Origin of the sequence: Albidovulum inexpectatum (assembly GCF_002927635.1) — a bacterium.
GTDB lineage: Bacteria > Pseudomonadota > Alphaproteobacteria > Rhodobacterales > Rhodobacteraceae > Albidovulum > Albidovulum inexpectatum.
This window is the reverse complement of record NZ_PRDS01000003.1, coordinates 214,453-236,425: the sequence shown is the minus strand read 5'-3', so window position 1 is coordinate 236,425 and position 21,973 is coordinate 214,453. Positions and strand designations below refer to the sequence as shown.

General features: G+C 65.4%; 22 protein-coding genes. 11 read left to right on the top strand and 11 right to left on the bottom strand.

Going from position 1 to position 21,973, the window contains the following annotated elements; translation table 11 throughout:
• Positions 1 to 98: 98 nt before the first annotated feature.
• Positions 99 to 1,091 (top strand): PilZ domain-containing protein, encoded by a 993-nt coding sequence (locus LV82_RS06630; protein ID WP_170063364.1) that lies wholly within the window; start codon positions 99 to 101, stop codon positions 1,089 to 1,091.
• Between the two features lie 106 nt (positions 1,092 to 1,197).
• Here the strand turns inward: LV82_RS06630 and LV82_RS06625 are convergent, their stop codons facing one another.
• The 3 genes from LV82_RS06625 to fabD form a co-directional block, all read right to left on the bottom strand.
• The gene (locus tag LV82_RS06625) at positions 1,198 to 1,431 is read right to left on the bottom strand and encodes an acyl carrier protein (protein WP_104070143.1); all 234 of its coding nucleotides are present in this window, start codon (positions 1,429 to 1,431) and stop codon (positions 1,198 to 1,200) included.
• A 219-nt stretch (positions 1,432 to 1,650) separates the two neighbouring features.
• Positions 1,651 to 2,388: a 3-oxoacyl-ACP reductase FabG gene (fabG, locus tag LV82_RS06620; protein ID WP_104070286.1), complete on the bottom strand. Its 738-nt coding sequence runs from the start codon at positions 2,386 to 2,388 to the stop codon at positions 1,651 to 1,653.
• Positions 2,389 to 2,449: 61 nt separating this feature from the next.
• Complete coding sequence (fabD, locus tag LV82_RS06615; protein ID WP_104070141.1) at positions 2,450 to 3,379, bottom strand: ACP S-malonyltransferase; 930 nt, start codon at positions 3,377 to 3,379, stop codon at positions 2,450 to 2,452.
• A gap of 205 nt (positions 3,380 to 3,584) precedes the next feature.
• Between fabD and rpsF the strand changes: the two genes are divergently transcribed.
• The 6 genes from rpsF (at position 3,585) to LV82_RS06585 (ending at position 7,070) form a co-directional block, all read left to right on the top strand.
• A complete protein-coding gene (rpsF, locus tag LV82_RS06610; protein WP_104070140.1) occupies positions 3,585 to 3,929 on the top strand; it encodes a 30S ribosomal protein S6 in 345 nt (114 codons plus the stop codon).
• 26 nt (positions 3,930 to 3,955) lie between these two features.
• Positions 3,956 to 4,183: a 30S ribosomal protein S18 gene (rpsR, locus tag LV82_RS06605; protein ID WP_104070138.1), complete on the top strand. Its 228-nt coding sequence runs from the start codon at positions 3,956 to 3,958 to the stop codon at positions 4,181 to 4,183.
• 12 nt (positions 4,184 to 4,195) lie between these two features.
• Positions 4,196 to 4,798 (top strand): 50S ribosomal protein L9, encoded by a 603-nt coding sequence (gene rplI, locus LV82_RS06600; protein ID WP_104070136.1) that lies wholly within the window; start codon positions 4,196 to 4,198, stop codon positions 4,796 to 4,798.
• Between the two features lie 147 nt (positions 4,799 to 4,945).
• Positions 4,946 to 5,665: a phosphatidylserine decarboxylase gene (locus LV82_RS06595; RefSeq protein WP_281259913.1), complete on the top strand. Its 720-nt coding sequence runs from the start codon at positions 4,946 to 4,948 to the stop codon at positions 5,663 to 5,665.
• A 4-nt stretch (positions 5,666 to 5,669) separates the two neighbouring features.
• The gene (gene pssA, locus LV82_RS06590) at positions 5,670 to 6,437 is read left to right on the top strand and encodes a CDP-diacylglycerol--serine O-phosphatidyltransferase (protein ID WP_104070133.1); all 768 of its coding nucleotides are present in this window, start codon (positions 5,670 to 5,672) and stop codon (positions 6,435 to 6,437) included.
• 15 nt (positions 6,438 to 6,452) lie between these two features.
• A complete protein-coding gene (locus tag LV82_RS06585) occupies positions 6,453 to 7,070 on the top strand; it encodes a class I SAM-dependent methyltransferase (protein ID WP_104070131.1) in 618 nt (205 codons plus the stop codon).
• 5 nt (positions 7,071 to 7,075) lie between these two features.
• On the opposite strand, the gene LV82_RS06580 is transcribed toward LV82_RS06585, so the two are convergent.
• The 4 genes from LV82_RS06580 to LV82_RS06565 form a co-directional block, all read right to left on the bottom strand.
• Positions 7,076 to 7,681: a lytic transglycosylase domain-containing protein gene (locus tag LV82_RS06580; protein WP_104070130.1), complete on the bottom strand. Its 606-nt coding sequence runs from the start codon at positions 7,679 to 7,681 to the stop codon at positions 7,076 to 7,078.
• A 75-nt stretch (positions 7,682 to 7,756) separates the two neighbouring features.
• Positions 7,757 to 8,335: a helix-turn-helix transcriptional regulator gene (locus tag LV82_RS06575; protein ID WP_245873091.1), complete on the bottom strand. Its 579-nt coding sequence runs from the start codon at positions 8,333 to 8,335 to the stop codon at positions 7,757 to 7,759.
• A complete protein-coding gene (locus tag LV82_RS06570) occupies positions 8,332 to 8,883 on the bottom strand; it encodes a cytochrome b/b6 domain-containing protein (protein WP_104070128.1) in 552 nt (183 codons plus the stop codon). Before LV82_RS06570 ends, LV82_RS06575 begins: the two co-directional genes overlap by 4 nt.
• Positions 8,884 to 8,953: 70 nt before the next feature.
• On the bottom strand, positions 8,954 to 9,205 hold the full coding sequence (locus LV82_RS06565) for a PepSY domain-containing protein (RefSeq protein WP_104070127.1): 252 nt from the start codon (positions 9,203 to 9,205) through the stop codon (positions 8,954 to 8,956).
• Positions 9,206 to 9,480: 275 nt separating this feature from the next.
• On the opposite strand from LV82_RS06565, the gene ssb reads away from it, so the two are divergent.
• Positions 9,481 to 9,966, top strand: a complete 486-nt coding sequence (gene ssb, locus LV82_RS06560) for a single-stranded DNA-binding protein (RefSeq protein ID WP_104070125.1) — start codon at positions 9,481 to 9,483, stop codon at positions 9,964 to 9,966.
• Positions 9,967 to 10,042: 76 nt separating this feature from the next.
• Here ssb and LV82_RS06555 read toward each other — a convergent pair whose 3' ends face one another.
• Together LV82_RS06555 and LV82_RS06550 are read right to left on the bottom strand one after the other, a co-directional pair.
• Entirely contained in the window at positions 10,043 to 10,819 is a 777-nt protein-coding gene (locus tag LV82_RS06555) for a gamma-glutamyl-gamma-aminobutyrate hydrolase family protein (RefSeq protein ID WP_104070283.1), read from the bottom strand.
• A 99-nt stretch (positions 10,820 to 10,918) separates the two neighbouring features.
• Positions 10,919 to 13,069, bottom strand: a complete 2,151-nt coding sequence (locus tag LV82_RS06550; RefSeq protein WP_104070124.1) for a malate synthase G — start codon at positions 13,067 to 13,069, stop codon at positions 10,919 to 10,921.
• 204 nt (positions 13,070 to 13,273) lie between these two features.
• Between LV82_RS06550 and pepN the strand changes: the two genes are divergently transcribed.
• The 3 genes from pepN (at position 13,274) to gatB (ending at position 18,105) form a co-directional block, all read left to right on the top strand.
• The gene (pepN, locus tag LV82_RS06545; RefSeq protein ID WP_245873090.1) at positions 13,274 to 15,859 is read left to right on the top strand and encodes an aminopeptidase N; all 2,586 of its coding nucleotides are present in this window, start codon (positions 13,274 to 13,276) and stop codon (positions 15,857 to 15,859) included.
• Between the two features lie 209 nt (positions 15,860 to 16,068).
• Complete coding sequence (locus LV82_RS06540) at positions 16,069 to 16,488, top strand: PH domain-containing protein (protein WP_104070121.1); 420 nt, start codon at positions 16,069 to 16,071, stop codon at positions 16,486 to 16,488.
• A gap of 99 nt (positions 16,489 to 16,587) precedes the next feature.
• A complete protein-coding gene (gatB, locus tag LV82_RS06535) occupies positions 16,588 to 18,105 on the top strand; it encodes an Asp-tRNA(Asn)/Glu-tRNA(Gln) amidotransferase subunit GatB (RefSeq protein WP_104070119.1) in 1,518 nt (505 codons plus the stop codon).
• Positions 18,106 to 18,238: 133 nt separating this feature from the next.
• On the opposite strand, the gene ntrX is transcribed toward gatB, so the two are convergent.
• Together ntrX and LV82_RS06525 are read right to left on the bottom strand one after the other, a co-directional pair.
• On the bottom strand, positions 18,239 to 19,654 hold the full coding sequence (gene ntrX / locus LV82_RS06530; RefSeq protein WP_104070118.1) for a nitrogen assimilation response regulator NtrX: 1,416 nt from the start codon (positions 19,652 to 19,654) through the stop codon (positions 18,239 to 18,241).
• The gene (locus LV82_RS06525; RefSeq protein ID WP_425427734.1) at positions 19,647 to 21,932 is read right to left on the bottom strand and encodes a sensor histidine kinase NtrY-like; all 2,286 of its coding nucleotides are present in this window, start codon (positions 21,930 to 21,932) and stop codon (positions 19,647 to 19,649) included. Before LV82_RS06525 ends, ntrX begins: the two co-directional genes overlap by 8 nt.
• Positions 21,933 to 21,973: the final 41 nt, after the last annotated feature.

Here is a 21,973-nt window from a genome sequence, read left to right as displayed (position 1 = left end):
ATGACGGGCAAGGCCGTTCGCCGCGTTGTGCGGAGCCTCGCCGTTAAGCTTGCCGCAACCCTGCCATGTCAGGATGCGCCAAAACAGGATGGTTACCGATGATCCGCTTTCACAATCTTGCCTGCACCCTGACCCTTGCCCTTGGCCTTGCCCTGCCCGCCCAAGCCGATGACGCCTGCGCGCTTCTCGTCGATACGGTGCATGTGCTGTCGCGCATCGAATCAAGCTCCCGGTTCGACCCCGATCTGGATGCAACCGTGACCGCTTTGTCCGACAGGGCGGCGCAACCGCTGCCGGACGGCGCGCTCTCCGATGGTCTGCGCGCCAGCCAGGCGGTCGCCACCCGCGCGGCCGAGCTGTTGCGGAATGACGACCAGGCTGCCCTTCGGGATCTGCTCTCCTCCGAACGCTGGCTCGATCGCCGCAGCTGGCTCGCGGCTCGGGTCGACAGCCTTGACTGCCAGCCCCAAGGGGCAGACAACCCTGCTCCGGTACGGATCCTTCAGGCGCTTTCGCCGATCCGCGGCCCCGCCGCCGCAACTGACGCCCGTCACCGCATGGCGGCATTGATCCCTGATCTTTCCACCCTGACCATGCTGCTTGCGCTCATCGTTGTCGGCGCGGCACTCGCCTGCCTGCGCGCGGCCCTGACGCCGCGCATCCCCGACCGTCGCAATGGCAAGCGACATCCCTGCTTCATCCTGGGCGCACTGCGCGGGGCCAATTACTGCGAGCCGGTGACGGTTCTCGACATCAGCCGCTCGGGCTGCAAGCTGCGCCTCAACGCCCCGCTCGATTGCATCAATGTCACGCTTTTCATCGAAAAGATCGCACTGCCCGGTCAGATCGTCTGGTCGAACAGCCTTTTCGCTGGCGTCAAGTTTCGCAACAGCCTGGAACGGGCGGCACTCGTGCGCCTTCTCGACCATGATCGCATGACGCGCCATGATGGCACCCGCCAGCTGCCCCGGCCACCCTGCCATACGGCCGAATGCCCGCAAAGCTGCATTCTCTTCCGTGCTGCCGAGGACACCACCGACAGCACGGCCGACGTTTCACCCACCCAAACCGATCACGCCCGGACGGGATGAATCGCTCTGGCCCGGGCCGGCCATCCGGCCCTGACACCACGCCCCCGCCAGAAAAGCAAGACGGCGCCCCATCGGGACGCCGTCCATTCGAAACATGCCGCTGGTCTCAGACGGCTTCCGAGATGTACTTCACCGCATCGCCGACGGTCTGAATGGTCTCGGCTGCGTCATCGGGGATCTCGATCCCGAACTCTTCCTCGAACGCCATGACCAGCTCGACGGTGTCCAGGCTGTCCGCGCCAAGATCGTCGATGAAGGACGCGCTTTCGGTAACCTTGGCTTCGTCCACGCCCAGGTGCTCCACGACGATCTTCTTGACGCGTTCTGCGATGTCGCTCATGTCAAACCCTCATTCTTGCGGGCCGATCCCGCCTTGTTGTTTCCTTGCTCGTTCCGAGCGCCTCATTCCCGCAACCAGCGCGGGACCGTCAAAGCCAGACGCCAAAGCGATCGGGCCCAGCTGGCTTTTCGTCGCCGCCTATAGCACAGTATGGACTGGACGCAAACGCTTTCGCAATGCGTGTTCTTGCCCGCGCCACGGACGGAGTCGAAAACCGGCTCAGACCATGTCCATCCCGCCATTGACGTGCAGCGTCGCCCCCGTCACATAGGCGGCCTCGGGACTGGCCAGGTAAAGAACGGCCGCGGCAATCTCTTCGGGATTGCCCATCCGGCCAGCCGGAATTCGCTCGTTGATCCGCGCCTTCTGTTCATCGTTCAGCTTGTCGGTCATCGCCGTCGCAATGAAGCCCGGCGCCACGCAGTTGACCGTGATGCCACGGCTTGCAACCTCATGCGCCAAGGCCTTGCTCATTCCGGTGACACCCGCCTTGGCGGCGCAATAATTGCCCTGACCGGGATTGCCCGTGGTCCCCACGACCGAGGTGATGTTCACGATCCGGCCCCAGCGCGCCTTCATCATGCCCCGCAGCACGCCGCGGCACAGGCGGAAGGTCGCATTCAGGTTCACATCGATGACCGCGTTCCAGTCCTCGTCGGACATCCGCATGAACAGGTTGTCGCGCGTTATGCCGGCATTGTTGACCAGGATGTCCACGCTGCCCATGGCCTCGACGGCGCGCCTGGGCAAGCCTTCGACCGCTTCGGCATCCGAAAGGTTGCAGGGCAGCACATGCACGCGCTCTCCCAACTCGTCCGCCAGCGCGCGCAGCGGCTCTTCCCGCGTGCCCGACAGCGCGACCGTCGCCCCCGCACCGTGCAGCGCCCGCGCGATCTCACCGCCAATCCCCCCGGACGCGCCGGTGATCAGAGCATTCTTTCCCGTCAAGTCAAACATGGCCAGTCCTGCCTCCTCCATCCCATACGCGGCGCGGGGCCAGCCCCGCGCCAACCAAGCCTCACGCCTTCAGCGCGGCGATATCCTCGGGCGTTCCGATCGCGCGCACGCTCGCCTCTTTCGCGATGCGCCGGATCATGCCCGACAGCGCCTTGCCCGCGCCAATCTCCCAGAACGCGTCCACGCCCTGGGCCGCCATCCATTCGACGCTCTCGCGCCAGCGAACCGATCCGGTGACCTGCTCGACCAGCAGCTGCCGGATCGCCGCCGGATCGGTGACCGCCTCGGCGCGCACATTGGCGACCAAAGGCACCTTCGGCGCGCGAATCTCGACCTCGGCCAGGGCCTCTGCCATGGCCCTTGCCGCCGGCTCCATCAGGGCACAATGGAACGGCGCCGATACCGGCAGCAGGATCGCCCGCTTGGCGCCTTTGCCCTTGGCAATCTCCAGCGCGCGCTCGACCGCCTCACGATGCCCCGAGATCACGACCTGGGTCGGATCGTTGTCATTGGCGGCCTGACAGACCTGCCCCTGTGCGGCCTCGGCGGCCACCTCGCTGGCCTGCGCAAGGCCCAGGCCCAGCAGCGCGGCCATCGCGCCCTGCCCCACGGGAACGGCCTCCTGCATCGCGCGCCCGCGCAACCGCAGCAGCCGCGCGGTATCCGACAGGCTCAGCGCCCCGGCCGCGCACAGCGCGGAATATTCGCCCAGCGAATGCCCCGCCACGAAGGCCGCCATCTCGATGCCGAACCCCTCGGCCTCAAGCGCCCGCATCGCCGCGATCGAGGTCGCCATCAGCGCGGGTTGGGCGTTCATGGTCAGCGTCAGATCCTCCTGCGGCCCCTCCCAGATCAGCCGCGACAGGCTTTCGCCCAGCGCCTCGTCGACCTCCTCGAAAACCGCTTTCGCCGCCGGATAGGCATCGGCCAGCGCCTTGCCCATGCCCACGACCTGGGCCCCCTGGCCCGGAAACACGAATGCGCGCGTCATTGTTCGTTTCCCTCATTCCGTTGCCTTCCCCGCATAGCCGCAACCGCCCGCGCGCGCAATCCGCGCCCTTTCCCTTGCATCCTGTGCCCGAATTTGTATAAGGCCGCATCCTTCCGCAAAATGCGAAACCGGCGAAGCCTCTCGTGGCGGGTCGCGGAAGGCTCGATGCCCGCCTATGAAGCCGCCCGAACAGACAGGAGAGCACATGCCGCTGTATGAGCATGTCTTGATCGCGCGCCAGGACCTTTCCAACGCGCAGGCCGAAGGGCTGATCGAACATTTCGGCACCATTCTCGCGGACAATGGCGGCAAGGTCGTCGACAGCGAGTATTGGGGCGTCAAGACGATGGCCTACAAGATCAACAAGAACCGCAAGGGTCACTACCTCTTCCTCCGCTCCGACGCGCCCGCGGCCGCGGTGCAGGAGATGGAGCGCCTGGCCCGTCTGCATGACGACGTGATGCGGATCCTGACCGTCAAGGTCGATCAGCACGAGGAAGGTCCCTCGGTCCAGATGCAGAAACGCGAAGAGCGCCGCGAGCGTCGCTGACAGGCCTGAAGGAAAGGATACGAACCATGGCTGCTAAACCGTTTTTCCGTCGCCGCAAGGTTTGCCCCTTCTCGGGCGACAACGCGCCGAAGATCGACTACAAGGATGTGCGCCTCCTGCAGCGTTACATCTCCGAGCGCGGCAAGATCGTGCCGTCGCGCATCACCGCCGTCTCGGCCAAGAAGCAGCGTGAGCTGGCCCGCGCCATCAAGCGCGCCCGCTTCCTCGCCCTGCTGCCCTATGTCGTGAAGTGAGGAGACAGGACAATGCAAGTCATCCTGCTGGAACGCGTGGCCAAGCTTGGCCAGATGGGCGATGTCGTCAAGGTCAAGGACGGCTACGCGCGCAACTTCCTGCTGCCGCAGGGCAAGGCCATGCGCGCCTCGGAAGAGAACCTGAAGGCCTTCGAGGCCCGCAAGGCTCAGCTCGAGGCCAAGAACCTGGAAACCCGCAAGGAGGCCGAAAAGGTCGCCGAGAAGCTGGAAGGTCAGGTCTTCGTCATCCTGCGCTCGGCCTCGGACAGCGGCGCGCTTTATGGCTCGGTCACCACGCGTGACGCCGCCCAGGCCGCGACCGAAGCGGGCTTCACCGTCGACCGCCGCCAGATCGTGCTGTCGCGCCCGATCAAGGAACTGGGCCTGCACGAAATCCAGATCGACCTGCACCCCGAGGTTTCGGTGAAGGTCAAGCTGAACGTGGCCCGCACCCTGGAAGAGGCCGAACTGCAGGCCTCGGGCAAGTCGATCCAGGAACTGGCTGCCGAAGAGGAAGCCGCGGCCGAGTTCGAGATCGCCGAACTCTTCGACGACGTGGGCGGTGCCGCCCAGGAAGGCTACGAAGACGAAGCCGCGGAAAAATCCGCCGAATAAGCGGCCGGATCATTCCTAAGAACCAGAACCGCGCCGGTTTCCGGCGCGGTTTTTCGTCTGCAGGGGGTGTTTTCCCGTCCTTGCGCCCCGCTGCCGACGCGGGCCGGGGACTTGCACGCCCGGGCCTTTGCCGTCATTAAAGGCACGATCCAAACCGCGCGAAGGCCATCTTTCATGTCGATGCTGTCCACCTTCATCAAGCCGATGCACCGCGAGGGCTATCGCTTCGTGGCAATCTTTGCCGCCGCGACGCTGGTTCTTTTCCTGATTTCGGATGTGCTGGGCTGGATCGGCGTCGGGCTGACCGTGTGGTGCTACTACTTCTTCCGCGATCCGGACCGGGTGACGCCGGTTGACGACAATCTTGTCATCTCGCCGGCCGACGGGGTGGTGCAGATGATCGGCGACTTCGTGCCCCCGGCCGAGCTGGGCCTGGGGACCGACCCCCTGACCCGGATCGCGATCTTCATGAATGTCTTCAACTGCCATGTGAACCGCGCGCCCGTGACCGGCCAGATAGAGCGCATCGCCTATCGGCCGGGCAAGTTCCTCAATGCCTCTCTCGACAAGGCCAGCGAGGATAACGAACGCAACGGCCTGACCATCCGGATGGAGGACGGCCGCCGCCTGGGCGTGGTGCAGATCGCGGGCCTGGTCGCGCGTCGGATCGTGTGCGAGGTCAAGGAAGGCCAGCACGTCCTGGCCGGACAGCGCTTTGGCATGATCCGCTTTGGATCGCGGCTGGATGTCTATCTGCCCAAGGGTGTCGCGCCCCTTGTCGCCGTGGGCCAGACGATGGTGGCCGGGGAAACCGTGCTGGCCGATCTGGACGGCACCGAAGGCCCCCGGCGCGGTGCGATCCGCTAGGACCATGACCCAGGAACGCCCGTCAGGCAGAAGCGACAGCCAGCCCCTTCTGGCGCTCTTGCCCAACATGGTCACCATGCTGGGCCTGTGCGCGGGGCTGACGGCGATCCGCCTCGTACTTGCCGGCCGGTTCGAACTTGCCGTCGCGCTGATCGTCTTTTCGGCGGCAATCGACGGCCTGGACGGTCAGCTGGCCCGGCGACTGCGCGCGACATCCGATATCGGCGCGCAGCTGGATTCGCTTTCCGACTTCCTGAATTTCGGCGTGGCGCCCGGCCTGATCGTGTATCAATACGCACTCGCCAGCAGCGAGCGCATGGGCAGCTGGGTCGTGGTGCTGATCTATGTCTCGTGCGCCTGCCTGCGGCTGGCACGATTCAACGTGGACGATGGACGGGCCAAGCTGGCCGGCACCAAGCCCGCGGCGCATTTCACCGGCGTCCCCGCCCCCGCGGGCGCGATGCTTGCCCTGTTGCCGGTCGTGGCCGCATTCGAAACCGGCTGGACGCCGGCGACGCATCCGGTGCTGACGGGGGTCTGGCTTTTGCTGGTCGGCGGGCTGATGATCAGCCGCCTGCCGACGCCATCGCTGAAATCGCTGCGCGTCCCGCGCGAACGTTCGGGGCTGATTCTGTTGGCAATGGCGCTGGTGATCGGCGCGCTGTTCACGCGCTTCTGGTTGTCGCTGATCGTCCTGACGCTGATCTACATCGTGATCCTGTTGCATTCGGCCGGCAAGGTGCTGGCTGCACGGGGCATTCGACAACACTGAACGAAAGGAAGGGTCATGGATATCTCGGCCGTCAGGAAATCCTATCGTTTCTGGGCTCCGATCTATGACCACAGCTTCGGATGGATCACCCGGCAGGCGCGGCGAAAGGTCGTGGCCCATGTGAATACCCGGCCCGGCTCTGTCCTTGAAATCGGCGTCGGCACGGGCCTTTCGCTGTCGCATTATCGACCCGAGATCACCGTTACCGGCATCGACGCATCGCCCGACATGCTTGCCCGCGCGCGCGAGAAGGTCGCGCGTCAAAAGCTGGCCAATGTCGTCCGGCTGGACGAGATGGACGCCCGAAATCTCGATTTCCCCGATGGCAGCTTCGATACGGTCGTGGCGATGTTCGTCATCTCGGTCGTGCCTGAACCCGAACGCGTGATGGCCGAGGCCGCGCGCGTCTGCAAGCCGGGCGGAGAGGTGCTGATCGCCGGCCATTTCGCGCGCGACAAGGGCGCGCTTGCCCTGCTGGAACGGCTGTTTGCGCCGCTGGCCGATCGTATCGGCTGGCATTCCGATTTTCCCGTGCACCGCGTCATGGGCCAGCCCGATCTGACCCTTGCCGAAAGCCGCCAGCTGGACCCGTTCGGGGTCTTCACCTTCCTGCGCTTCGTCAAGCGCGCATAGGCTGCTCAGCTTCCCAGGATCGCGCGCACGTAATTGCGGGTCTCGCGATAGGGCGGGATGCCGTCATGCCGCTCGACGGCCTCGGGTCCGGCATTGTAGGCGGCCAGCGCCAGGCGCCAGTTCCCGAACCTGTCGTACATCATCCGCAGATAGCGCGCGCCCCCGTCCAGGTTCTGGTTCGGATCATTGATGTCCACGCCCAGCAGCCGGGCAGTGGCGGGCATCAGCTGCGCCAGACCCCGGGCGCCCTTTGGCGATATCGCGCGCGGGTTCCAGCCCGATTCCTGCTGAATCAGGCGCAGGAACAGGTCCTCGGGCACGCCATGGCGCCGGGCGGCAGCGCGTGCCGGCTCGAGGTAAAGTCCGCGATACGCGCCGGAATAGGATGGAATGGCAACCTGCGTCACAACCTTCGCCTTGGGCGTCAGCCTGACCGAGTTGTCATATTGCACGGCCGCACGGCTATCCAGAACGGCGACCTGCTTGCGGAACATGGCCAGTCGCGAACCGGTCGTCGCGCGCGACAAAGACAACCCTTCGCCCTTGACCGGCACCGGCCCGGCGATCAGGGCCAGCGCCATGATCGGCGCCGCAAGAAGCACCTTGCGCATTGACTGCCCCCCGTTTTTGCCCGGCGGACTATAGCGCAAAGTCCCCCGTCGGGGCCAGCCCGAAGGATCGCGCGGTCAGTTCACCACGACATCCGCGTCTTCGCAGGATTCTGCGCCCGCCCTTTCGTCCTTGCGCCGCCGCGACAGGGCACCATCCAGAAGATCCTCGATCAGGATTGTCACCAGTTCCGTGCGCCCCCGCACTCCGGCCTTGCGATACACGGCGTTCAGCTGGGTCTTGACGGTGCCTTCGGCAGAGCCACGCATTCGGGCGATCTCGGCGATCGACAGACCCTTGATGGCAAAGGTGGCGACGTCCGCCTCGGCGGGCGTCAGCCCCCAATCCTCGAAATGCGCCTCGATGACGTCGTGCAGCGCTCCCGACGCGGCCGAAAGCGCCCGTTCCGCCCGCGCCTGACGCCGCAGCAGACGCATCAGGAACACCCATTCGACACCGATTCCAGCGACCAGTCCGACATTGGCGATCATCTCGACCCAGAAGTGCAGATCACCCATCGCGGCCGACGGCGACTCGATGAAGTCCCGCGCCAGATCGACCAGGAAGAAGGCCGCGCAGAAGCCCTGGACCGCGATCAATACGATCAGGGCGAGCTCCACCCCCATGTAGCGCCGCGGTTCAGGCTGTTTGCTCATGCCTCTGTTGCCCTGCCATTGATGACGTCGTCGTCGATTTCCTTGTAGCCCGTCACCATCGACTTCGGAAGGTTCACGCCCAGCCGGCGGCTTTCCAGGAACACCGCCGCGATATGGGCCAGGACCGAGATTTCGGCCCAGGTCACGGCGAGCTCATGCAGTTCCTCGACCCAGTCAACGCCGAAAAAGGCGATCGTCGTCATCATGTAGCCGCTGATGCAGATCACCAGCAAGGTTCCCAGAAGGTTGTAGATCATCAGCGCGCCCAGCGGCGAATGGCCCAGATGGATGCGGCGGCGTCCCGTCGCCATCTCGCGCAGCTGGCCGATCGAGGCCGAAACGGAAGGCAGGAAGTCCGAGAACCGCGCATGGCGGGTGCCAAAAACGCCCCATACGATGCGCAGCGCGACCAGCCCCAGGATGGCCAGGCCGATATTTTCATGAAGTTTGGCTTCGGGGTCCGTGAACAGGGCATTGGCGGTGAAACCCGCCACCACAGACCAGTGAAAGACCCGGACGAAAGGGTCCCAGACCTTGTAACGCATCATCCGCACTCTCCCTGAATGAAACGCCGACATGGGAAACGGCGGCGCAATGCGCCGCCGAGACCCGGGCCGATCAGCTCTTTTCCTTGCTGCGAACGATGTTCAGCGACTCGTCCAGATACAACTCGTACATCTTGCCATCCTTGATCGCATAGACCTCGATCATGCCGTCCTCGCTGTCGATCTTGCGGATGTCATAGCCCTCGGCCGTCAGCTGTTCGGTGATCTTCGCCTTGGTTGCGTCGTCAATCATGCCGGACGCGAAGGCCGGCGCCGACAGGATCACAAGGGCCGACAGGGCGGCAGCGGTCAGTTTCCGTTTCATGGTATGGTCCCTTTCCAGAAGTATCGGTTCCGTGGACCGCGAGCCTGGTGCCATGCCCGGGCAGCGCGGTTGAGTGAGACCTGCCACCCGTCCGACCTCCGGCAAATCCACCGGGGGTGCTAGAATGCCCGTCAGACACGCCATAAACCCAAGTGATACGCGGGGCTTTGCCCATTTGCTCCCCGGACCGGCGGTCCATTGCCCGAAGATCGACTTCAAATGCGCGCTGCGGGATGGTCTAAAGGAAAAAATGGAATCGGAAGGAGAATGCCCGAATGGCGGGATCGGTTAACAAGGTCATCCTGATCGGAAATCTGGGCGCAGACCCCGAAGTGCGGGACTTCCCCAGCGGCGGCAAGGTCTGCAACCTGCGAATCGCCACGTCCGAAACCTGGCGCGACCGCAACACCGGGGAACGGCGCGAACGCACCGAATGGCATCGCGTGTCGATCTACAACGAAAACCTGGTGCGCATCGCCGAGCAATATCTGCGCAAGGGGTCCAAGGTCTATATCGAGGGCCAGCTGGAAACGCGCAAATGGACCGACCAATCGGGCCAGGAACGCTACACGACCGAAATCGCCCTGCGCCCCTATCGGGGCGAGCTGACGCTGCTTGACAGCCGCGGCGAAGGTGCCGGCGGCGGTGGCGGCTATGGCGACGATCGCGGCTTTGGTGGCGGGTCGTCGGGCGGGGCGTCTTCGGGCGGCATGTCGGGCGGCTCCAGCCGGCCGGAACTGGACGACGAAATCCCGTTCTGATCGGACGGGGATTGCATCCTGCAGGGGCGTCGAACTGTCGGCGCCCCTTTTTGCCGGTCACGAGATCTGCGTCGCCTCAGGCCGACTGGCGCAGGCAACCATGCCTTTGGGCGGCATAGGCGCGCACCGCATCTCCGAAGGCCTGAAACAGAGGGCGCGAGACCGGGTCCTGCGCCGCGTTCCATTCGGGGTGCCATTGGACGGCCAGCGTGAAACCCGGCGCATCGCGGACATACAGCGCCTCGGGGGTGCCATCCTCGGCCCAACCGTCGATCACGATGCGCTTGCCCGGTGTCTTGACCCCCTGGCCGTGCAGGGAATTCGTCATCACCTCGGTCGCGCCAAGCAGGCGGTGGAAGACGCCGCCCTCGGTGAACCGCACCTTGTGACGCAGGGCGAATTTCTCTTCCAGCGTGCCATCGGGCGGCATGCGGTGATTCATCCGGCCGGGCAGCTCGCGGATTTCCGGGTGCAGCGTACCGCCCATGGCGACATTGATTTCCTGGAAACCGCGACAGATTCCGAAGAACGGCTGGCCGCGTTCGACACATGCCCGCACCAGGGGCAGCGTGATCGCATCGCGGCAACGGTCAAAGGTGCCATGCGCCTCGGTCGACTCTTCGCCGTATTCCGACGGGTGGACGTTCGGCCGCCCGCCTGTCAGCAGGAAGCCGTCGAACGTCTCCAGCAATTCCTCGACCGTGACAAAGCGCGGGTCCGACGGGATCAGCAGCGGCATGCAGCCCGCAACCTGCGCCACCGCCGCCGTGTTCAAGGTGCCCGTGGCGTGGACGGGATAATCGCCGTCCAGAACGTTGTGGTTGCCTATGATGCCGACGATCGGTCGTGTCATGCCCATGTCCCCTGTCTGCGGTCTGACAATAGGCATCAAAGCGGCAAAGGAAAAGGGCGCCCTGTCACAGGCGCCCTGCATCCATGCGCAACCGCGCGATCAGGCCTGCGCGGCCTTCACCTGCAGGCGATAGCGGTGCAGCACCGGCTCGGTATAGCCCGAGGGCAGATCGCGTCCCTGGAAGATCAGGTCGCAAGCCGCGCTGAAGGCCGGCCCCTGGAAATCCGGCGCCATCGGCCGATAGGCCGGGTCGCCCGCATTCTGGCGATCGACGACCTCGGCCATGCGGCGCAGGATCTCCATCACCTCATCGCGCGAGACCACGCCGTGATGCAGCCAGTTGGCCACGTGCTGGGCGCTGATGCGGCAGGTCGCGCGGTCCTCCATCAGGCCGACATCGTTGATGTCCGGCACCTTGGAACAGCCGATGCCCTGATCGACCCAGCGCACGACATAGCCCAGTATCCCCTGGCAGTTGTTTTCCACCTCACGACGGATCTGGTCGGGCGTCCAGCGGCGATAGGCGGCGAGCGGGATTTCCAGCAACGCATCCAGATGCGCCCGGCGCCCGCCCGCGCGCAACCGGCGCTGGACGGCAAAGACATCGACCTTGTGGTAATGCAGCGCATGCAGCGTCGCCGCGGTGGGCGATGGCACCCAGGCGCAATTGGCGCCCGCGCGGGGATGCTCGATCTTCTGGTCCAGCATCGCGGCCATCATGTCGGGCATCGCCCACATGCCCTTGCCGATCTGCGCCCGGCCCGAGAAACCGCATTCCAGACCGATATCGACATTGCGATCCTCATAGGCGCGGATCCAGGTCTTGCGCTTGATGAACTCCTTGCGGCTGAAGGGTCCGGCCTCCATCGAGGTATGGATCTCGTCGCCGGTGCGGTCCAGGAACCCGGTATTGATGAAGCAGACCCGGCGCCGCGCCGCGCGGATGCATTCCTTCAGGTTGGCCGAGGTCCGCCGCTCTTCATCCATGATGCCGATCTTGACGGTATTGGCCGGCAGGCCCAGCGCCTGTTCGACCCGGTCGAAGACCTCGCAGGCAAAGGCGACTTCCTCGGGCCCGTGCATCTTGGGCTTGACCACATAGACGGACCCCCGGACCGAATTGCGCAGCCCGCCCGTCTTCTTCAGGTCGTGGATCGCGATCAACGTCGTGATCATCGCGTCCATCAGCCCTTCGAAGACCTCCTCGCCCTGCGCATCCAGGATCGCCGGATTCGTCATCAGGTGGCCGACATTGCGCACCAGCAACAGCGCCCGCCCCTTCAGCGTGAATTCCGACCCCTCCGGGGCCGTCCAGACCGCGTCGGGGTTCAGCCGCCGCGTCATCCGGCGCCCGCCCTTCTCGAACTCGGCCTCCAGATCGCCCTTCATCAGACCCAGCCAGTTGCCATAGGCCAGAACCTTGTCCTCGGCATCGACGCAGGCGACGGAATCCTCGAGATCCATGATCGCCGAGATCGCGCTTTCCAGCCGCACATCGGCCAGGCCCGCCTGATCGCGCGCGCCCACCGGATGGGTCCGGTCGAAGACCAGTTCCACATGCAGGCCGTGATTGCGCAACAGCACCGCCTGCGGCGCGCGCGGATCGCCGCGCCATCCCGCGAATTTCTCGGGCTGTTCCAGCGGCATGTCGTCGATCAGCAGGACGCCATCCTTGACGTGATAGCGCCGCGCATCGGCATGGCTGGTGCCGCGCACCGGAAAGGCCTCGTCCAGGAAGACGCGCGCCCGCGCAACGACCCGCGCGCCGCGCCCCTTGTCATAGCCACCCGCGGGCGGCGGCGCGCCCATCGCATCGGTGCCGTACAGCCCGTCATACAGACTGCCCCAGCGGGCATTGGCCGCGTTCAGCGCATAGCGCGCATTGGTGATCGGCACGACCAACTGCGGCCCGGCAATGGTCGCGATCTCGGGGTCGGTATTCTCTGTCTCAATCTCGAAGTCCGGCCCCTCGGGCACCAGATAGCCAATCTCGCTCAGGAACGCCTTGTAGGCTTCATGGTCATGCGGCTTTCCGCGATTGGCGACATGCCAGGCGTCGATCTGCTTCTGCAGCTCTTCGCGCCGCTTCAGCAGCGCCCGATTGCGGTCGGTGAAATCGGCCACGATGCCCGCCAGCCCCTTCCAGAAGGCATCGGCCGCCACGCCCGTTCCGGGCAATGCCTGTTCCTCGATGAAGCGCGCCAGCCGCTGATCGACCTTCAGGCCCTCTCGCTCGACCCGTTCCGTCATGAAAGTCCTCTCCCCATCCCTGTTGCCGTTTCGGCGCGCGCCTACCCTAGACACAGCCGCCGGCGCATCGCAACCGTGGCACGGCGGGGGATTTTTCCGTCCTGGCTGATACTGTTTCAATCCCGCGCGCGGCACGGTCCGGGGCGGTTGCGCAAGTCGGCGCGCTTGCCTATCGTCGCGCCACCCCAACAGATGGTGATTTCCGTGAAGGATTCGACGCCCCAACCGACACGGCTGGCCGATTACCAGCCCTATCCCTTCCGCATCGAGAAGACCGACCTGACCTTCCGGCTGGACCCGAAGGCCACGCGCGTTCTGTCGCGCATCCGCTTCCACCCCAACCCTGCCCGTCCGGGCCGTCATGACCTGCGAATGGACGGCGAAAGGCTGCGCCTGATCGCGGCCCGGATCGACGGCGCGCCGGTGACCGCCCGCCCCGACGAGACCGGCCTGACGATCCCCGCCGATGCCCTGCCCGACGGCGCCTTCGACTTCGAGGCCGAGGTCGAGATCGACCCCTCGGCCAACACCGCGCTCGAGGGGCTGTACATGTCGGGCGGCATGTATTGCACCCAGTGCGAGGCCGAGGGTTTTCGCCGCATCACCTTCTATCCCGACCGGCCCGACGTCATGGCGCCCTTCCACGTGCGCATCGAATCCGACATGCCGGTGCTGTTGTCGAACGGCAACCCCGTGGCGCAGGGCGAAGGCTGGGCCGAATGGGACGACCCATGGCCCAAGCCCAGCTATCTGTTCGCGCTGGTCGCGGGCGACCTTGTCGCGGTGCGTGACAGTTTCACCACGCGGTCGGGCCGCAAGGTGGATCTGGCGATCTGGGTGCGCGCGGGGGACGAGGATCGCTGCGCCTATGCGATGGACAGCCTAAAGCGCGCCATGAAATGGGACGAGGACGTCTATGGCCGCGAATACGATCTGGACGTATTCAACATCGTCGCCGTGGATGACTTCAACATGGGCGCGATGGAGAACAAGGGCCTGAACATCTTCAACTCGAAACTGGTTCTGGCCAGCCCGGAAACCGCGACCGACGCCGATTTCGAGCGGATCGAAAGCGTCATCGCGCATGAATATTTCCACAACTGGACCGGCAACCGCATCACCTGCCGCGACTGGTTCCAGCTGTGCCTGAAAGAGGGCCTGACCGTCTTCCGCGACCAGGAATTCACCAAGGACATGCGCTCGGCCCCGGTCAAGCGGATCGAGGACGTGCTGATGCTGCGTGCGCGCCAGTTCCGCGAGGACATGGGGCCGCTTGCCCATCCGGTCCGGCCCGAAAGCTATATCGAGATCAACAACTTCTACACCGCGACCGTCTACGAGAAGGGCGCCGAGCTGATCGGGATGCTCAAGCTGCTGGTCGGCGACGAGGGCTATCGCCGCGCGCTGGACCTCTATTTCGAGCGCCACGACGGCCAGGCCGCCACGATCGAGGACTGGCTGAAGGTCTTCGAGGATGCGACCGGCCGCGACCTGGCCCAGTTCAAGCGCTGGTACACCGATGCCGGCACCCCCCGCCTGAAGGTCGAGGAAGACTGGCAGCCGGGCGATCAGGGCGGCACCTATACGCTGACCTTCACCCAGCACACGCCGCCCACGCCCGGACAGGACGAAAAGCCGCCGCGCGTCATTCCCATCGCGGTGGGGCTGCTCAACCCCAATGGCGACGAGATCCTGCCCACCACCGTTCTGGAAATGACCGAAGAGCGGCAGAGCTTTTCCTTCCCGGGCCTGGCGACGCGGCCGGTCCCGTCGATCCTGCGCGGCTTCTCGGCCCCGGTGGTTCTGGAACGGGAATCGAGCTTCGACGAACGCACCTTCCTGCTGGCGCATGACACCGACCCGTTCAACCGCTGGGAAGCGGGCCGGTCGCTGGCGCGGGACGTCCTGTTGTCGATGATCCGCGACGATGCCGCGCCCAGCGAGCCCCATGCGCAGGCGCTGGCCCGGCTGGTGACGGACGACACGCTTGACCCGGCGTTCCGCGCGCTGTGCCTGCGCCTGCCGTCGGAAGACGACCTGGCCCAGGCGCTGGCCGATGCGGGCACGACGCCCGAACCCGAACGCATCCACACCGTGCGCGAGGGGCTGGCGACCTATCTGGCCCGCCAGCTGCAGAAGGATCTGGTGCGCATCTACGAGGAGATGGAGACCCCCCCGCCCTATTCGCCCGATGCCGCATCGGCCGGGCGGCGCGCCCTTCGCCTTGCGGCGCTGGGCTATCTGAACCGCATCGATCATGGCGCGCGGGCGGCGTCGCTGTTTGCCTCGGCCGACAACATGACCGAAAGCGCGGCGGCACTGGCCTGCCTGATCGATGGCGGGCGCGGCGCGCGCGAGATCGCGGCCTTTTACGAACGCTGGAAGGACAACCGGCTGGTCATCGACAAGTGGTTCGCACTGCAGGTCGCCCATGCCCAGCCCGACATGGCCGCGCAGGTCGCCGCGCGTCTGGCCGAACATCCCGATTTCGAATGGAAGAACCCCAACCGCTTCCGCGCGCTCATGGGGGCGCTTGCGGCGAACCATGCCGGGTTCCACCACATATCGGGCGCGGCCTATCGGTTCTATGCCGACTGGCTGATCCGGCTGGACCCGGTGAACCCCCAGACGACCGCGCGCATGTCCGCGGCATTTGAAACCTGGACGCGGTATGACGCCGAACGCCGCGCCATGATCCGCGCGGAACTCGGACGGATCCGCCAGACGCCGGACCTGTCGCGCGACACGTTCGAGATGGTCAGCCGGATACTTGCCGCCGAGAAGGCCTGACGTCAGAGCCCGGTTCGGGGGGCGGTTCGCCGAACCGGCGGCCCGCCCCCGCCGGCCCGCGCTGTGCGTGCAAAGGGGCAGGCATCTTGCAAGAAGCGCCCGTTTCGCAGGGCGGTTTCGCGCGAACGTGTCTTGCGGAACGGTTCGGCACGATTGTCGTTAACCATTTCTCGGGCTATGATGCGACTTTAAGTTGCGGGATTTGAAAAATGTCATTTGTCGAGACGTTCGAGTGGCGCGGGCGCGCGCGGCGCGGGCGGTTGTATCTGGCGCTTGCCGTAGGGGTTCTTGCCCTGCATTTCGGTCTGACGACGAATGTCAGCCCGATCGTTCCCGCCTTGGCCGCGATCTATCTGCTGGTCGTTCTGGTGCGGCTGTTCCTGTTTCCCACGCGCGGCATGCGCCTTGGGCGCTATCGCCTGCGCTGGTCGAACGGGTTCCGGCGCTACAGCGTGCCCTATGAGGATATCGAGCAGGTGCGGGTCGGCAAGATGCCCGATGGACGAACCGCCTGCGTGGTTCGATTGACCGATGGGCAATCGGTCGCGATGCCGGGAATCGAGACGGCCGATCCGGGGCGTCTGGCGCGCGAATTCGGGTTGCGCGGCATCCCGATCGTGCAGGCCTGACGCAGGCCGCCAGCATTTGTGCCGCCCGCCCGCGACGCGGGCTTCTTGTCTTGTCCCGAACAACCCCTTAGAAAGCCCGCGACCAGAGAGGGACGCGACATGCTCGACCTGACTTTTGAAGCTCCGAAACCCAAGGTGATCTCGGGCGCCCGCGAGGATTGGGAACTGGTGATCGGCATGGAGGTCCATGCCCAGATCTCGTCCAAGGCCAAGCTGTTTTCCGGCGCATCGACCACCTTTGGCGCCGAACCCAATTCCAACGTCTCGTTCGTTGACGCGGCGATGCCCGGGATGCTGCCCGTCATCAACGAATTCTGCATCGAACAGGCGGTGCGCACGGGCCTTGGCCTGAAGGCGAAGATCAACCTGTTCTCGGCCTTCGACCGCAAGAACTACTTCTATCCCGACCTGCCGCAGGGCTACCAGATCAGCCAGCTCTATCACCCGATCGTGGGCGAAGGCGAGGTGATCGTGGACATGGGGCCGGGCGTGGCGCGCCGGGTGCGGATCGAACGCATCCATATCGAGCAGGACGCGGGCAAGTCCATCCACGATCTGGACCCGTCGATGTCCTTCGTGGACCTCAACCGCACCGGCGTGGCGCTGATGGAAATCGTCTCGCGCCCCGACATCCGCGGCCCCGAGGAAGCCGCCGCCTATGTCGCCAAGCTGCGCCAGATCATGCGCTATCTGGGCACCTGCGACGGCAACATGCAGAACGGCAACCTGCGGGCGGATGTGAACGTTTCGGTCTGCCGCCCGGGCGACTATGAGAAGTTCCGCGAAACGGGCGATCATTCCTATCTGGGCACGCGCTGCGAGATCAAGAACATGAACTCGATGCGCTTCATCCAGCAGGCCATCGAATACGAAGCCCGGCGCCAGATCGCGATCCTGGAAGACGGCGGCACGGTGGAACAGGAAACCCGCCTCTATGACCCCGACAAGGGCGAGACGCGCTCGATGCGCTCGAAGGAAGAGGCGCATGACTATCGCTATTTCCCCTGCCCCGACCTGCTTCCGCTGGAGATCGAACAGGACTGGGTCGATGCGATCGCCGCGAGCATGCCCGAACTGCCGGACGAAAAGAAGGCGCGCTTCGTCCGTGACTACGGCGTGACCGAGTATGACGCGGGCGTCCTGACGGCCGAACTGGAAAGCGCGGACTTCTTCGAGGAAGTGGCGCGTGGCCGCGACGGCAAGCAGGCGGCGAACTGGGTCATCAACGAATTGTTCGGCCGGCTGAACAAGCAGGGCCTGACGATCGGCGAAAGCCCCGTTTCGGCCGACCAGCTGGGCGGCATCCTGGACCTGATCGCCAAGGGCGAAATCTCGGGCAAGATGGCCAAGGACCTGTTCGAGCTGCTGTGGACAACCGAACGCGGCGCCGATCCCGCCGAGGTCGCCCAGCGCCATGGCATGAAACAGGTCACCGATACCGCCGCGATCGAGGCCGCCGTGGACGAGGTCATCGCCGCCAATCCCGCGCAGGTCGAAAAGGCCAAGGCCAACCCGAAACTGGCGGGCTGGTTCGTCGGGCAGGTTCTGAAGGCCACGGGCGGCAAGGCGAATCCCGCGCTGGTCAACCAGCTGGTGACGCAGAAGCTGGGCCTGTAACGGCCCGGACGAAAAGCCGGGATACGGAATGCAATGGGCCGGCATCCGCGATGTCGGCCCGTTCGTTTTTCCGGGCCGGTTTCAGGCCCCCGACAGTGCGCCGCAGCAAGCGACGTCCTGCCGGTGGGCGGGGCTATTCCCCGGCGCTCTCTTCCTCTTCCTCGATCTGCGCCACACGGGCGCCATGACGGGTGGTGGTGACGACGCCCAGCGACTTCAGCTTGCGGTGCAGGGCCGACCGCTCCATCCCCACGAAGCTGGCGGTGCGGCTGATATTGCCGCCGAAGCGGTTGATCTGGGTCAGCAGGTATTCACGTTCGAACAGCTCGCGCGCCTCGCGCAGGGGCAAGGTCGCTAGCGCACCGGACAGCACGATGCGCCCGGCCTCGTCGCCCGCGGGTTCGCGGGTCGGGATCTCGCGCGCCTCGATCGGCCCCGAGGCATCCCCCAGAATCAGGACCCGTTCCACCACGTTGCGCAGCTGACGGATATTGCCCGGCCAGGGCAGCGTCTGCAAAAGGGCCGCGGCCTCGTCGCTCAGCTCGCGCAGCGGCAGGCCCTGCGTGCGGTTGAAGACCGCGATGAAGTGCCGCGCGAGTTCCGGAATGTCCTCGCGGCGCTCTTCCAGCGACGGGACCTCGACCGGCACGACGTTCAGACGGTCATACAATTCCTGACGGAACCGCCCGGCCGCGATCTCGGCGCGCAGATCGCGCGTGGTCGACGAGATGACGCGCACATCGACCCGGACCTTGTCGCTGCCCCCAAGGCGCGTGAACTGCTGTTCGCTGAGCAGGCGGACCAGCCGCGCCTGCGTTTCGGGCGGGATGTCGGCAACTTCGTCCAGATACAGAATGCCGCCATGGGCCTGCTCCAGCAGACCCTTTTCGACAACCCCGGCGGCGGTCTCGCGCCCGAAAAGGGTTTCGTCCATGCGCTCGGGCTCGACCGTGGCCAGAGACACGGCGATGAAGGGGCCATTCGCGCGAGGGGAATTCTGATGGATATAGCGGGCGGCGATCTCCTTGCCCGACCCGGGTTGCCCGGTCAGCATCACCCGGCCGTTGGACTTGGTCACCTTGTCAAGCTGGGCCTTGAAATTGCGAAAGGCGGTGCTGGATCCGATCATCTCGGCCGCGCTCTGTTCCCGCCGGCGCAGTTGGGCGTTTTCGCGCCTCAGGCGCGAGGTTTCCATCGCGCGGCGCACCACGACCATCAGCTGGTCCAGGTTGAAGGGCTTTTCGATGAAGTCATAGGCGCCCTGCTTGATCGCGGCGACGGCGATCTCGATATTGCCATGACCCGAGATGATGATGATCGGCACGTCCGGGTTGTCGCGCTTGACCTTCTTGAGAATGTCGATCCCGTCCATCTGGCTGTCCTTCAGCCAGATGTCGAGGATCATCAGCGCGGGTTCGGCTTCGTTGAGCGCCGCGAGACATTCGTCGGAATTGGACGCAAGGCGCGTCTCAAAGCCTTCGTCCTTCAGGATCTCGGAAATGAGTTCACGAATGTCGCGTTCGTCATCGACGATCAGAATGTCATTCATCTGCTCCTCCGGCCGGCTTTGCGGCGTTATTTCCTTGCCCCCTGCCCGGGCGCATCCGGGGCAGGCGGATCTCGGCCATCGCGCCCCGATGGGCACCGGGCGCAAAGGGCTCGGCATCGGTCAGGGTCAGCTTGCCGCCATGTTCCTCGATGATCTTCCTGACGATCGGCAGGCCCAGGCCCGTGCCCTTGTCGCGCGTGGTCACATAGGGTTCGAACAGGCGCGAGCGGTCCTCGGGCAGGCCGATCCCGTTATCGGCGATCCGGATGATGACGGCATCGTTCGCGACCTGCATGCTGACGCGAACCTCGCCCGGCTGATCCGGATGAAGGCCCTTTTCCTGCCGCGCCTCGATGGCCTCGCCCGCGTTCTTGATCAGGTTCGTCAGGGCCTGCGAGATCATGGTCTGATCGACCTCGGCCATCACCGGCTCGTCGGGCAGATCCGCGACCAGTGCTGCCCCTGACAGCGCGCCCTCCTGCAAGGTCACGGCATCGCGCAGGATCCGCGTCAGATCCTGCTCGCGCCGCTCGGGTTCGGGCATGCGGGCAAAGCGCGAGAATTCGTCCACGATGCGGCGCAGATCGTTCGTCTGGCGCACGATCACGTCGGTCATCTGGGCCAGTGTCTCGGCCTGATCGCCCAGAAGCGGGCCGAACTTGCGCCGGATCCGTTCGGCGGAAAGCTGGATCGGCGTCAGCGGGTTCTTGATCTCGTGCGCGATGCGGCGGGCGACGTCCCCCCAGGCGGCCATGCGCTGGGCCGAGACGAGCTCGGTCACGTCGTCGAAGGCCACGACATAGCCTTCCAGCACGCCATCGGCATTGCGGCGCGTGGACATGCGGACCAGCAGGCTTTCCATGCGGCCGTTGCGGGACAGGCGGATCTCGTCCTGCACGGATTCCGAGACCCCCTCGCGCAGGCGCGCGAACAGGGCCGCAAATTCCGGCACGGCCCGGTCCAGCGGGCGATCGTGATCGGCGGTTTCGTCCAGCCCCAGAAGACGCATCGCCGCGCGATTGAGAAAGTCGATCCGTCCCTCGGCATCCAGTCCGATGACGCCGGACGTGACCGAAGACAGGACGGAATCGAACAGCCGCCTGCGCGCCTCGGTCGCGCGGTTCGTGTCGATCAATGCCTGGCGCTGGGCCTGCAGCTGGCGCGTCATCTGGTTGAAGATGCGGCCAAGCATGGCGATTTCGTCGTCGCCCTTCTCTTCGGGCACCTGAACGGTGAAATCGCCCGCACCGACCCGTTGCGCGGCCCCGGCCAGCCGGCCGACGGGGCGCGACAGACGCTCGGCAAACCACAGGCCCATCCAGATCGCGGCCAGCACCAGAAGCAGCGCAAAGCCCAGATAGACCAGGCCGAATTCGAACAGGACCCGCCCGCGCGAGGTTTCAAGCTGCTGATACAGCTGCACGGTGGCGCGCGTATCGTCCAGCAGGTTCAGGATATCGCCATCGACATTGCGGCTGACATACAGGAACCGATCGGCATAGGACGGCAGCGCGACCAGCGCGCGCAATTCGTTATTGTCCCAATCCTCGATCAGGACGACCTCTCCGGCGCGGGCGCGGGCGATATCCTCGGGTGTCGGGGCCTCAAAGTCGAACAGATAGCTGCGCTCGCCGCGCGCGCGGATCTCGCCCCCGCCGTCGATGACATAGGCTTCGCGCAGGCCACGCTGGATCTGTGCCTGGCCAAGCGTCAGCACCTGCCGAAGCTCTCCATCCGGCAGAAGGAAATTCTGCTGGCGCGCGCGGTTGACGAAATCGGCCAATGCGCGCGCGTCGGTTTCCAGGTCGCGGCGGTGTTCCTCCTGATAGGCCTCGGCGGCAGTCAGCGAGGCCGAAACCACGCTGCGCACACGGTCCGAAAACCAGCCTTCAAGGCCGATATTCAGCGTCAGCCCCGCAAAGACCGCGACAAGGATCGCGGGCGTCATGGCAACGCCCGCAAAGACCGCGGTCAGGCGCATGTGCAGACGCGAGCCCGCCGAGCGCGCCCGTCGCGCCGCGATCATCCGGGCCAGCCGCGCCAGAACCAGCCCGCCCAGAGCAAGGAAATAGACCAGATCGGCCAGCAGGATCAGGCGCAGGGCGGTCGAATCCGCCCCCTGCCCCATGGGCCCCAGCGCGGTGAACGTGGCCAGCGCCAGAAGCGGGCCCATCACGACAAGCCCAAGCGTCGCGGCATTCTGCAATTGCCGCTTGCGCCGCAGTTGCGACAGCCTGTCCCATGTCACGGCGCGCCTGATGTCCTGCACCCGCTTCAACTCCGCCCGCTGGTTCGGTTGTCCAGATATTTCGGCGCGGC

Coding starts and splice junctions, on each gene's coding strand:
- rplI (WP_104070136.1), top strand. CDS start 4,196: ATGCAAGTCATCCTGCTGGAACGCGTGGCCAAGCTTGGCCAGATGGGC.
- ssb (WP_104070125.1), top strand. CDS start 9,481: ATGGCGGGATCGGTTAACAAGGTCATCCTGATCGGAAATCTGGGCGCA.
- LV82_RS06585 (WP_104070131.1), top strand. CDS start 6,453: ATGGATATCTCGGCCGTCAGGAAATCCTATCGTTTCTGGGCTCCGATC.
- LV82_RS06580 (WP_104070130.1), bottom strand. CDS start 7,681: ATGCGCAAGGTGCTTCTTGCGGCGCCGATCATGGCGCTGGCCCTGATC.
- rpsF (WP_104070140.1), top strand. CDS start 3,585: ATGCCGCTGTATGAGCATGTCTTGATCGCGCGCCAGGACCTTTCCAAC.
- LV82_RS06550 (WP_104070124.1), bottom strand. CDS start 13,069: ATGACGGAACGGGTCGAGCGAGAGGGCCTGAAGGTCGATCAGCGGCTG.
- LV82_RS06625 (WP_104070143.1), bottom strand. CDS start 1,431: ATGAGCGACATCGCAGAACGCGTCAAGAAGATCGTCGTGGAGCACCTG.
- ntrX (WP_104070118.1), bottom strand. CDS start 19,654: ATGAATGACATTCTGATCGTCGATGACGAACGCGACATTCGTGAACTC.
- LV82_RS06555 (WP_104070283.1), bottom strand. CDS start 10,819: ATGACACGACCGATCGTCGGCATCATAGGCAACCACAACGTTCTGGAC.
- gatB (WP_104070119.1), top strand. CDS start 16,588: ATGCTCGACCTGACTTTTGAAGCTCCGAAACCCAAGGTGATCTCGGGC.
- LV82_RS06570 (WP_104070128.1), bottom strand. CDS start 8,883: ATGATGCGTTACAAGGTCTGGGACCCTTTCGTCCGGGTCTTTCACTGG.
- LV82_RS06630 (WP_170063364.1), top strand. CDS start 99: ATGATCCGCTTTCACAATCTTGCCTGCACCCTGACCCTTGCCCTTGGC.
- fabG (WP_104070286.1), bottom strand. CDS start 2,388: ATGTTTGACTTGACGGGAAAGAATGCTCTGATCACCGGCGCGTCCGGG.
- fabD (WP_104070141.1), bottom strand. CDS start 3,379: ATGACGCGCGCATTCGTGTTTCCGGGCCAGGGGGCCCAGGTCGTGGGC.
- LV82_RS06575 (WP_245873091.1), bottom strand. CDS start 8,335: ATGAGCAAACAGCCTGAACCGCGGCGCTACATGGGGGTGGAGCTCGCC.
- rpsR (WP_104070138.1), top strand. CDS start 3,956: ATGGCTGCTAAACCGTTTTTCCGTCGCCGCAAGGTTTGCCCCTTCTCG.
- LV82_RS06565 (WP_104070127.1), bottom strand. CDS start 9,205: ATGAAACGGAAACTGACCGCTGCCGCCCTGTCGGCCCTTGTGATCCTG.
- LV82_RS06540 (WP_104070121.1), top strand. CDS start 16,069: ATGTCATTTGTCGAGACGTTCGAGTGGCGCGGGCGCGCGCGGCGCGGG.
- pssA (WP_104070133.1), top strand. CDS start 5,670: ATGACCCAGGAACGCCCGTCAGGCAGAAGCGACAGCCAGCCCCTTCTG.